This window comes from Winogradskyella vidalii (assembly GCF_013403955.1).
Lineage (GTDB): Bacteria > Bacteroidota > Bacteroidia > Flavobacteriales > Flavobacteriaceae > Winogradskyella > Winogradskyella vidalii.
Genome location: NZ_JABFDG010000001.1, coordinates 1,397,305 through 1,408,449 on the forward strand (window position 1 = coordinate 1,397,305; position 11,145 = coordinate 1,408,449).

The following is an 11,145-nucleotide window of genomic DNA, read 5'->3' on the forward strand; positions in this document are numbered from 1 at the left end:
AATGACAATAAGAACAACAATTACAATTATAATAGCGGTTTTATTTGGGTGTTTTACTCAGGCTCAAGATCCTATATTTACACAATCTAATTATATACAAGAAACCATTAATCCGGGGTTTTCGGGTTTTGAAGATAACGATAGAATAAGTGCAGGTCTGCTGAGTCGTACCCAATGGCCAAACCTAGATTTAAAGGTGAGTACCCAATATTTTTTTATTAATAGATCCTACGAAAACAATAATAGTTCGGCATCAGGAATTGGGTTTAATGCGCTATGGCAAAATGAATCGTTTAGCAATTATAATTACTATCAGGTTAATGCGAATTATATGCATCGGGTTAACCTTAATGATGGATGGTTTTTTAGGCCCGCTATAGAAATTGGTTTCGGGTTAAAAGATGTTGGTTTTAAAAGCTTAACGCTTGCCGATCAAATTAATATTAATTCAGGGGTGATTAATCCTAATTCAATTGATCCTTTTAGTAGTAATTTAGATACCGTACAATTTTTTGATGTATCTTCAGGTTTTGTGTTCGAAAAACAGGCCTTTAATGATGTGTCTTATTGGTTTGGGGTTTCGGTAAAACACTTAAACCGTCCTAATATTTCTTTTGTAAGGGACCAGAATGTACCCTTAGATATTTTTTATTCGCTTCATGGTAATTTCCGATTTCCTTTCTTAAACGATTATAGTGTAATGATGACTGCTAATTACATGCAGCAAGGCGAATATAACCGTTTAGATGTTGGGTCTTTGTTCCAAGTTAATCAGTTTTTACTTGGTGTTACGGCCGCTACAAACCCAGCACAAAATGATGATAACAGTCATTTGTTAACGTCAATTAATGGCTTTTTGGGGATAGAATACACCAACTTTAGATTCGGTTTATCTTATGATGTTAATACAACAAAAATCGGAAGAACTAATGGCGTTTACGAATTTTCGGTAACCTATATGTCGCGTTGTCGTACTTGCCCAACGGACCGTAGCCGAAAGCGTTAATTAATTCAATAGGGTTTTAGTCGTATTTTCGTTTTTGAAACCACAAATCAGATAGTGTAATGTTAATGTTTAGGGTGTTAACATATTCCTTAACTAAAATACTTTCAGTAGTTCCTTTTTTTCCTAAAGCATACGATATGTTTAACAAAGACCTTCTGCCTACAGGTAAACCAATACCAACTGATGCTGTATAAGTGTCAATTTTTGTGTCATCGACTTTAAGATAGCCTGAATTGTAGTTTAATCCCATTCTAAAATCTACACGTTTCCAATATTTATAACTGGTTGGGTCTACAGCGTAGGAAGCACCAAAGCTATAAATATCTTGGTTGCTGTAGTCTCCAATAGCATCAGTTTGGTCTGTTGATGACCAAAAGCTCTTGTTGTAATCAGCAGATAAAAGAAGGTTGTTGAACTTTGTGCTATACCCAAACCCTAGTTGTAAGGGAAGGTGAAAATTATCGATAGACTCATCTTCTGTTTCTTCTAATATAGTATAAGCATAGTTTGAATATTTACCAATAACCACATCTTTATAGCCTTTTAGAGTGGTAGGAAAATCTACAGTGAATCCAAAATGATGTTTTTCAGATAAATCATATTGTGCACCTAAACCTAATCTAGCGCCACTGTAATAATTAGTTTCAGCGATTTCAAGATAACTATCGGTAGTTATAATCGATTCATCTTCTTCAATTTTACCAAATAAATAGGAGGCTTTTATACCAACACTTAAATTATCTGCTATATTTCTACCATAATCTAATCGCACTTCATTAAGGCCACCAGACCCTTCAATATTGGTGTTAAATTGCTCATCACTGCCTTCAATATTACTTTCTATTCCTATTAAAGAATACCCAACATTAGTGGCTGGTTTTAATGTTAAGGCCATACCATAATTATCACCACTGTTAAACCCAAAAGAAATATTAGTGAAATTATAGGTGGTGTTTTGCTCGCTTAAATCGTCGCCAGTAAATTGCATATATTCTATTGATCCTCCAAAATCAAATACAAATTCATTAGGCGTTAAAGAGGCTAGTGAAGCTGGGTTATAGAGGTTAATACCATATTTAGCTTCTAAGGATATACCGGTGTTACCAAGACCACTATTTCTACCAGTACCCGAATTACTTTCTACTCCTAATCCAAAAAGCGAATAAGGAGAACTTGTAAGGTTGTTAGATTGTGAATAGCTATTAAGGACAAAAAACGTAGCAATAATAATGAGATACTTATTCATAGATAGCATAGGTTACAATTAATTTGGTCTTATAGTCAGAGCGCTGACTATCGTTAAAAATTATTTTATTTATAGTCGAGTTATAGTCGGTAGGAATTAAGATAAGTGCGTTGCCAGTTTCTGGACTCTCACTTAGTTTCTGATCTAGAAAATCAATCACAGGCACCTCATAAACAATGGTGTTAAACTCTGAGCCATCAGTCGTCAATTCTGCCGAAACCACATCAACACTATTACTTATTTGACTCGCTAAATCATTATTTTGGTCAATGGTGTAAAGCGATAATGTTTCACTTAACGGTTGAATAGTGCTGTGTGATAAAGCGTTGGGTTCTATATAAAGGGTGGCTTCTAATACAGTGCCTTCACCATTAATATTATAAATGTTTTTAATCGACGGAAATTCAATTTTTGTAACATATCCTGTACCTGCTTGGTTGTAACTTATACCATTACTAACAGCGGACTCAAGATTGTATTCTTGGTCGGTTATGCTTTCAAGTGGTAAACCACTTACATCACTCTTAATATGATTATAGTAGGTGTTAATGTTGATGTCATACGTGTAAGTTTCTGCTTCTAATTCATCAGGAATGGTATAGAAAAATCGAACATAAGTATTTTCACTAGAGGGAGAAAACCCAATGATTGAGCCGTCATCATTAGCGCCTGGTTGTAGGGTTAAGCCTTTTAACTGTTGGTAAAAAGACTCTTCGTCCGTAATGTTATTGTCTCTAATGTCATTAAATAATTCTTCCCCAAACGTGTATGGAAGCGTTACATATATGGAATCGTTGTTGGGTGATGGTGTGTAATTCTGACTAACTAAAGGGGTGACTTCATAAGGCGTTTCTGTAGTGTTGTAATAATACGTGTCATCAGTACTCATTTTATCGGTAAGCTTATGAATGTTTAATGTGGCTACTTGGCTGGTGTCGTTATAATAGTAATTGTCATAGCCAAGAATTAAGCGCACACTATCTAAAACGGCATCATTATCTAAGCTATACGATGTTGGGCTAAGCTGAAGATAGGCCGAGGCGTTTAATATTCCCATATCGTTATCGTTATATTGACCAATCATGAGTCTTTCGCTAGATGAGGTAATCACAGAATCAAACTTAATGGTTGATAACTGTACGGTAAAGGTATCTATAGATAATACCCTAATATTGGTGTTGGTAAAACCTTCTCCAGCAAGCAAGCTGTCTTCGGTGTCTGTAGAACAAGATATCACAAGGAGTACTGTGGTAATTACTGCAAATAATTTTAGGTATGATTTACGCATTTGTATTATAGTATTTATACAAATCAACTACCCATTTAAACCAATAAAAAGTAAAATAGACCTACAGCGATTATCCATCTACAAATAGTGCTTTTTAGACTATAAAAACCGAGAGGTGTATTTGTAGATTAAAAAGCAGTTTTAGTCTACATAAAATGTGTCTTGGTATATTTTATAATTACAGTAAATGTTTGCCGTAGTATTTTCGCTCTCGATGAGTAATAAAACAATACATTATTTAGCTTTTAGTTTAATCTCTATAGCATCGTATGGGCAAAAAATGTTCATGTCAACAGAAACTGAAGATTTGGTGGCCTTAGACTATGAGATGTATACGAGTTTGAATCAGATTCAATTTGAAAACAAAACTGTAGCTGTAGATTTAACCAGTTTACTAGAGCCTTCTAATTTAGGTTTTGGAGTAACGTACACTAACCATAGTATAGATTTTGAAGACTATGAGATGTATCATAATTTCCAGGCATTAGAAACACTGCACAGTGTTGAAGTTTTTGCAAAATACCAAAAGGCATTAGCTAACAATTGGAATATGGGTATTACACTAGCCCCATATTTGTCTTCAACATTTAACGATGCGGTTAGTAACGAAGATTTTGTGTTTAGCTATGCGGCAAATTTTATTAAAAGTTGGGATAATGACGGACATAAATCCTATTTAAAATTAGGTTTAGGTTACGGTGCTGTATTTGGAAAACCTAGTTTTTACCCTTTGCTGTCTTATACAAAGCATGTTGATGAAAAATTACGTTACGAAATAGGGTTTCCGCGTTCGGGGGCTTTCTATAAGATAAACACACAAAGTAGTGTCGATTTTACCCTAGCGCCAACATCTGTTTATGCGAATAATTCATCGGATTTTAGCTTAGAAAATGGTATGGTGTATTCTAATTCAAAATTAGAATTTAAAGCCTTAAAAGCAGCACTTGGCTATACGTTTCAGTTTGATGATTACTGGTCAAGCTATTTTAGTGTAGGGTATTTAACCGCAAGTGAGTTAACGCTAACAAATAACGATAATAAAATATATGATTTTGATTCTAATGAATCACTGTCATTAAACCTTGGAATTAGTTTTAATTTAAATAAAAAGTAAAATGAGAAAAATGAACAAAACAGCCCAAAAAATACTTTTTTTAAGTGCCATACTTGTGCTATTTTATAATTGCAGTGACGATGATGATGATGATACGTCAGGAAACTGGGTAAAGAAATCAACATTTAACGAAGAAGCGCGTAGTAACTCTGCAGCCTTTACCATAGGTAATATTGGTTATATGGGTACGGGTTATGATGGTAGTGACTATTACAAAGATTTTTGGAGTTATGATATTGATACAAACTCATGGCAACAATTATCAGATTTTCCTGGTTTAGAGCGTAGTTCTGCAACAACGTTTGTTATTAATAACGAAGGCTATATGGGAACAGGTTATAACGGTGATTATAGCGATGAACTAGCTGACTTTTACAAATACAACCCAGTAACTAATAGTTGGACGCAAATAGCAGACTTTGGTGGTTCAGCAAGATATGGGGCAGTTGGTTTTAGTTCCGATACCCATGGTTATGTAGGTACAGGTTATGACGGAAGTGATAAAAAGGATTTCTGGAAATACAGTCCTTCAACCGATTCTTGGGAAGAGTCTTTAGGTTTTGGAGGTGATAAACGAAGAGACGGTGTTACGTTTACCATTGGTAACGAGGTGTATTTAGCAACAGGTGTTAGTAATGGAGTTTATGAAGAAGATTTTTGGGTATTTGATTTAGATACTGAAGTTTGGACAGAGCTTGAAGATGTAGACGAAGATGACGACGATTACATTACCCGTTCTAATGCGGTAGCTTTTACAATGAATGGTAAAGGTTATATTGCTTGTGGCGAATACAGTTATAGTATTAGTTCTGTATATGAGTACACGCCTTCTACTGAAAGTTGGGATGAAAAAACAGAATTTGAGTTGTATGCAAGACGTGATGCAATAGCATTTAGTAATGGCCAACGTGCTTTTGTAGCCTTAGGTAGAAACGGTACCCTATATTTAGATGATAATATGGAGTTTTTTCCTAACGATGAACAAGACGACGACGATAACTAAACTTTACCCTCATACATAATTAAAGGCTTTATTAAAATAGATTAGTAGCCAATCTTGAGTCGGGATATAAGGTGTTTGTATCATTTTTTCCCGGCTCTTTTTAAAACATAACACAAGCGATGAAAAGACCTTATAACTATATCATGGTATTTCTTACCATTACAATTGTAATACTCCTGTTTTTTTATCTTAAATTACCTCATGAAAAAAGCACGGCGAATCCATCAGAATCCCCTTATGCTTTACAGGTTATAGAACAAGATAGTTTATGGATTTATGAAATCTATGAAGAGGGTAACTTATTTATACGTCAAGAATTTATTCCTGCGGTTAAAGGAAAACAAGTGTTTAAGTCTAAGAAAGATGCTGAAGCCATTGGTAAATTAATGGTTAGTAAGTTGGCCAACAATGAGTTTCCAGCCATTAGTATTGCAGATTTAAACCAGAATAATATTCGTTATAATAACATTTAATTGATTCACTAATTATTTAGTCTTGACAAAAAAGAATCCTTATAGAGAAATTTTAATACATACATTAGTATGGTTGTTTATTAGTGTATTCCAGTTATTTACAGCATACATTAACTTGGGTGAAATTCCTCGAGGAATGTTTATTAGGCAAGCCATTACCCCAATTCTTTTCTATGTTAATTACTTAGTTTTTGTTCCTTATATTTTACTAAAACGAAAACTGCTTCTTTACATCGTGGCTTCCATAGCGTTTTTAGTACTCTACAATTTTCTTACTGAAGAGTTAATTTTTAATTCAGTTGCTAGGGAGTTAAGAGACCTGCCTAGACCACCCAATAGAGTGGGAGGGCCATTTGGCATCCGCCATGCCATGCCACTTGTATTCTCATTAACGATTTTTTTGTTAGGTGGTATTTTTAGCCTGGTGGTTGATTTTTATAAGCGCGAACGTTTGTCTAAAGCCTTAGAAAATGAACAAAAAGAAATTAAGCTGCAGTTTTTAAGAAATCAGTTAAATCCTCATTTTCTATTTAATTCTCTCAACAGTATTTATGCCTTGGTAAGAAGTAAATCTGATGATGCGCCTGAAGCCGTCATTACTTTATCAGAATTAATGCGGTATATGCTTTATGAAGCTAAAGATGAGCAAGTCTCGCTAGAAAAAGAAATGGTGTACATACAAAACTATATTGCATTACAGCGTTTGCGCTTAAAAAATACCGAAGACGTAAAATTGAATATTAGAGGTGAAACCAAGCATTTAAAAATTTACCCTTTGCTGTTAATTTCTTTTATAGAAAACGCCTTTAAATTTGGTACCGACTACAAAGGCAATACCCATATTAATATTAAAATAGAGGTGGTTGGTCACAGCTTTAATTTTTATATAGAAAACCTTATAGGCCTGTATAGACGCGATGATAAGAATTCGGGGGTTGGTTTAGAGAATATTAAAAATCAATTTAATTACCTGTATAAAAACAATTATAAACTCACTATAGAAGAAGACCAATCGTATTACAAGGTGCATTTAATCTTAAATTTATCTCAAAATGAAGTGTATAATAATTGATGACGAGCCTTTAGCAATAGATGTTGTAGAATCTTATTGCCAAGCTTTGGGTGCCGTTGAGGTCATCCGTACGTTTACGAATGCCATAGAAGCTATAGAGTTTATAAACACTAACCGTATAGACTTGGTGTTTTCTGATATTGAAATGCCAAACATATCGGGTATAGAACTCATTAAGTCCTTAGAAGGTAAAGTGCCTTATTTTATTTTTACAACCGCTTATCCGCAATATGCTTTAGAGGGGTTCGATTTAAATGCGGTGGATTATTTAGTAAAACCTATTCCGTTTCCACGATTTATAAAAGCCGTTAATAGGGTAAAAGAAATGATGAAACTCAATAATGGCGGTGCCTCATTTAATGTTTCGTCTGCCGGAGGGCAAGCGCCCACACACGAAGACGATTTTATTTTTGTAAAGTCTGAATATGAAAATCTAAAACTAGACATCCATACCATTAAGCATATTCAAGGGCTAAAGGATTATTTAAAAATTCATTCTGAAACCGCCAAGCCGGTACTAACCTTAATGAGTTTTAAAGAGATTCAATCTAAGCTTCCAGAAACCATCTTTATAAGGGTCCACCGGTCTTATATTGTTAATGTCAATAAAATCACGTCCATTCAAAAAAACAGAATTATTATTAATGACGAGCGTATTCCTATTGGTGAAAGTTACCGATCTATGGTGTATAGTCGTTTAAATATTTAAAATGGATTATAAATCCCAAACTAAAGGCAATACAAAATAGACAATTAAAGTTACTAGGAGTATTGAAATCACATTCATCCAGAGGCCTTTTTTTACCATATCTTCAATTTTTAAATAGCCCGAACCAAACACTACCGCATTAGGAGGTGTTGCCACAGGAAGCATAAACGCACAAGATGCGGCTAAAGTCGCACTGACTAATAAGATGTACGGATGCACATCTAACACCGTAGCTAAGGCCACTAAAACAGGTAGTAACATTGCTGTGGTGGCCATATTAGAGGTGATTTCGGTGAGGAAGTTAACTGCTGCAATCAGTACCAAGAGCAATACAAAAATAGAAACGCCCACTAAAGCTGTTAGTTGGTTGCCAATCCAGGCCGCCAAACCACTCACTTCAAACCCTGAAGCTAAAGCCATACCACCACCAAATAGGAGCAAAATACCCCAAGGTAATTTAACCACATCTGGCCAAGAGAGTAGGGCATCGTTTTTTTCCTTATCAGGAATTAAGAATAAAACCACAGCAGCACTAATGGCAATTATGGTATCATCTATAGCCGGCAACCACTTTGTGAGTATAAAGGAGCGGCTGATCCATGCTATAGCAGCGATAGTAAACACCACTAACACCACCTTTTCTTCATAGGTGGTCTTACCCATGGCCTTAAGTTGGCGTTCAATTTCTTTTTTACCGCCTGGAAATTCTTTTTGTTTAAACTTAAAAGCAAATCGGGTTAAATAAATCCAGCAGATTATTAAGAGTATGACGCTTATAGGAAACCCAAATAAAAACCACTGGGCAAAGGTAATTTCAGTATTGTAGGTACTTTCTACCACGCCCGCTAAGACTAAATTTGGCGGTGTACCAATCAGTGTGGCAATACCTCCAATAGAAGCGCTATAGGCAATGGCTAGCATTAAGGCTTTACCAAAGATGAGGTTTTCGTTTTTATCGGTATGGGGGTTATCTTGAAGCTGTAATACTATAGCCATTCCTACGGGTAAAATCATCACTGCAGAGGCTGTGTTTGAAATCCACATAGACAACAAGGCCGTTGCCACCATAAAACCAAGAATGATTTTAGTGACGTTAGTGCCTACAAAATTAATAATGTTTAAAGCAATGCGTTTGTGTAAGTTCCATTTTTCAATAGCAATAGCTAATACAAATCCGCCCAGAAAAAGAAAGATGTATTTATGACCATAGGAGGCTGTGGTTTCAGCAATGGAAATACCACCAGACAGCGGAAATAACACTATAGGCAATAAGGCCGTGACGGGTATGGCTATAGCTTCGGTAATCCACCAGACCGCTACCCAGGCTGTGGAGGCTAATATGGCATTGGCAGAATCGTTTAAACCTGCTGGATGAAAGAAAAATTTAATCAGTATAAATAACAAGGGGCCTAAGAAAAGCCCTATGTATTGTTTTGTTGTTTTCATTGGTATTTTTGGCTTTATAGGTTGATGTACCTATCATGAGATTGCCATGTCTTGTTTGTTAGGCGTTTGCTTAGAAGCGTTTGTAACAGGACGCGCAATGACCTTATGAAGGTATTGTATTTTGTTGAATAATCAAATGGAAATGTTAAAGAATCTTAGCGAGGGTCTGCTGATTTGCCTCTGTTTAGCTATTTTATCTCCCGTGTTTTTGAGTGCGTTGGTTTGGTGCTTTATTTATTTGTAGGAAAAAACTACAGCTAACACGCTTATGACACGCTTATGACACGCTTAAGACACGCTTATGCTATGGTTAAGGTCTCATCCTATTATTTTGAGTCAATGTTAGGGTATTTTGTTTTTTTAAGGTGTTGTTCTGGCTATGTGTCGTACTGTATTTGTTGTTGTTTTTGTTACTGAGTTACTTCTTGTATGTTGTAAATTGCTGTAATACAGTGGTTTATTTCCTAAAAATATGGCCATAATCATTTTTATGATATTTTTAATGGGTATGCGTGTCTGACTGCTAATTTTTCAATTTAGGTATAAAATAAGTTGATTTTATTAGAAAATTTTCAATAAAACTGAGGTTTTTATGTAAATATCTGTTATTGAGCAGTTTGCGAATTAAAATATTTTGTATATGTTTGAAGCATAGTTGTTTAGCGAGTTAGCTACTCGCCCTATATAGTTTCCGGAATTATTTACAACTTTTCTTCCCTCATTTCTTTAATTTGTTCAAAGCGTTTGGACAAATCTTAACCAGATATGGTGTTGCTTTTATAAAGTATCACTTATCACAAAGCCTTAAATATCATGGCTAGAAATAATTCTTTTATTAGATTGGAAGGAACTCTGGATGGGTTAACCTTCTACAGAAAAAACGGTGAATCTTTTGTAAAGACAAAAAACCGTGTTAGTAAAAACCGCATCATGAACGATCCTGCGTATGCTAGGACTCGTGAGAACATGCAAGAATTTGGAGGCGCTGCCAAATGCAGTAAATCTTTTAGGACTTCCTTTGCAGGCATTAGCCGCTTGGTTTCGGATTCTTATTTGAACTCTCGTATCACGGGGAAATTCAGGCGTATTGTTGGTAACGGTGCTGGTCTAAGAGGTCAGCGAACGTATGATATTGTTAATCAGGTGACGGATTTTATTGATTTTAATTTCAATATTGATAAGCCGTTTGACTCTAATTTTAATGCGCCCTCTGGTGGCCCTATGATAAATGCCAGTAGAGATAGTATTACTTGGGATATTCCGGATTTTAATACGGATACTTACATTGAAAAACCTTTAGGTGCTACGCATTTTAAATTGGCTTTAGCTGCGGGTTACACCAGTAATTATGAATGGGACACAGCGGTTAATGGTTATGTTCCGGTAGAAGAGGTGCCTGATGGTGCTGGCGTTGTAACGTACAGTTCAGCGTTAACTATTGGCGGTATGGTTGGTTCTGCAACTTCGTTGACGGCCGATTTAACGGCTTATGCTCCGATACCTGCAACCACGGCGCTATTTGGTGCGACCGGTATTGTATTTTTTCAGGAGGTTAATGGCGACCTTTATCCTTTGGCTCAGGGCCATAGTATGAAAATTGCAGTTGGAGGTTAGTGTTTAGCTTTTGGCTTTTAGCCTTGTTAAATCCCGTATTGGTTTATCCTTTACGGGATTTTTTAATTGGTTTTAGTTGTATTCGTGAATGTTGTTACTGTTGTGAAATTAGTATTCATAGCTTTACAAATGTTAAACGTTCATTTTGTCTTGACACAAAACGAACCAAAAAGT

The 11,145-nt window shown here is 35.5% G+C and carries 10 protein-coding genes; 7 read left to right on the plus strand and 3 right to left on the minus strand.

Translation table 11 applies throughout. From position 1 onward, the window contains the following. The first annotated feature begins 1 nt into the window (after window position 1). Window positions 2–1,006, plus strand: coding sequence for a PorP/SprF family type IX secretion system membrane protein (locus HM982_RS05955; protein ID WP_179352182.1), 1,005 nt, complete (start codon window positions 2–4; stop codon window positions 1,004–1,006). A gap of 16 nt (window positions 1,007–1,022) precedes the next feature. Here the strand turns inward: HM982_RS05955 and HM982_RS05960 are convergent, their stop codons facing one another. After that, window positions 1,023–2,252, minus strand: a complete 1,230-nt coding sequence (locus HM982_RS05960; RefSeq protein ID WP_179352183.1) for a hypothetical protein — start codon at window positions 2,250–2,252, stop codon at window positions 1,023–1,025. Continuing rightward, window positions 2,245–3,540, minus strand: a complete 1,296-nt coding sequence (locus HM982_RS05965) for a DUF4270 family protein (RefSeq protein ID WP_179352184.1) — start codon at window positions 3,538–3,540, stop codon at window positions 2,245–2,247. Before HM982_RS05965 ends, HM982_RS05960 begins: the two co-directional genes overlap by 8 nt. A 286-nt stretch (window positions 3,541–3,826) precedes the next feature. On the opposite strand from HM982_RS05965, the gene HM982_RS05970 reads away from it, so the two are divergent. The 5 genes from HM982_RS05970 (at window position 3,827) to HM982_RS05990 (ending at window position 7,911) form a co-directional block, all read left to right on the plus strand. Further along, the gene (locus tag HM982_RS05970; protein WP_179352185.1) at window positions 3,827–4,654 is read left to right on the plus strand and encodes an outer membrane beta-barrel protein; all 828 of its coding nucleotides are present in this window, start codon (window positions 3,827–3,829) and stop codon (window positions 4,652–4,654) included. 10 nt (window positions 4,655–4,664) lie between these two features. Next, entirely contained in the window at window positions 4,665–5,657 is a 993-nt protein-coding gene (locus HM982_RS05975; protein ID WP_246296577.1) for a Kelch repeat-containing protein, read from the plus strand. A 119-nt stretch (window positions 5,658–5,776) separates the two neighbouring features. Continuing rightward, window positions 5,777–6,130, plus strand: a complete 354-nt coding sequence (locus HM982_RS05980) for a DUF4907 domain-containing protein (RefSeq protein ID WP_179352187.1) — start codon at window positions 5,777–5,779, stop codon at window positions 6,128–6,130. A 22-nt stretch (window positions 6,131–6,152) separates the two neighbouring features. Next, window positions 6,153–7,202: a sensor histidine kinase gene (locus HM982_RS05985; RefSeq protein WP_179352188.1), complete on the plus strand. Its 1,050-nt coding sequence runs from the start codon at window positions 6,153–6,155 to the stop codon at window positions 7,200–7,202. Further along, on the plus strand, window positions 7,183–7,911 hold the full coding sequence (locus HM982_RS05990; protein ID WP_179352189.1) for a LytR/AlgR family response regulator transcription factor: 729 nt from the start codon (window positions 7,183–7,185) through the stop codon (window positions 7,909–7,911). Before HM982_RS05985 ends, HM982_RS05990 begins: the two co-directional genes overlap by 20 nt. 6 nt (window positions 7,912–7,917) lie before the next feature. Here the strand turns inward: HM982_RS05990 and HM982_RS05995 are convergent, their stop codons facing one another. Then, window positions 7,918–9,357: an SLC13 family permease gene (locus HM982_RS05995; protein WP_179352190.1), complete on the minus strand. Its 1,440-nt coding sequence runs from the start codon at window positions 9,355–9,357 to the stop codon at window positions 7,918–7,920. An 813-nt stretch (window positions 9,358–10,170) separates the two neighbouring features. Here HM982_RS05995 and HM982_RS06000 point away from each other — a divergent pair. Beyond that, window positions 10,171–10,971 carry a hypothetical protein gene (locus HM982_RS06000; RefSeq protein ID WP_179352191.1) on the plus strand — a complete coding sequence of 267 codons (801 nt, stop codon included), beginning with the start codon at window positions 10,171–10,173 and terminating at the stop codon, window positions 10,969–10,971. Window positions 10,972–11,145: the final 174 nt, after the last annotated feature.

What these genes read in the sequence shown, in the direction of transcription:
- HM982_RS05955 (WP_179352182.1), top strand. Translation starts at nt 2, where the DNA reads ATGACAATAAGAACAACAATTACAATTATAATAGCGGTTTTATTTGGG.
- HM982_RS05960 (WP_179352183.1), bottom strand. Translation starts at nt 2,252, where the DNA reads ATGAATAAGTATCTCATTATTATTGCTACGTTTTTTGTCCTTAATAGC.
- HM982_RS05965 (WP_179352184.1), bottom strand. Translation starts at nt 3,540, where the DNA reads ATGCGTAAATCATACCTAAAATTATTTGCAGTAATTACCACAGTACTC.
- HM982_RS05970 (WP_179352185.1), top strand. Translation starts at nt 3,827, where the DNA reads ATGTCAACAGAAACTGAAGATTTGGTGGCCTTAGACTATGAGATGTAT.
- HM982_RS05975 (WP_246296577.1), top strand. Translation starts at nt 4,665, where the DNA reads ATGAACAAAACAGCCCAAAAAATACTTTTTTTAAGTGCCATACTTGTG.
- HM982_RS05980 (WP_179352187.1), top strand. Translation starts at nt 5,777, where the DNA reads ATGAAAAGACCTTATAACTATATCATGGTATTTCTTACCATTACAATT.
- HM982_RS05990 (WP_179352189.1), top strand. Translation starts at nt 7,183, where the DNA reads ATGAAGTGTATAATAATTGATGACGAGCCTTTAGCAATAGATGTTGTA.
- HM982_RS05995 (WP_179352190.1), bottom strand. Translation starts at nt 9,357, where the DNA reads ATGAAAACAACAAAACAATACATAGGGCTTTTCTTAGGCCCCTTGTTA.
- HM982_RS06000 (WP_179352191.1), top strand. Translation starts at nt 10,171, where the DNA reads ATGGCTAGAAATAATTCTTTTATTAGATTGGAAGGAACTCTGGATGGG.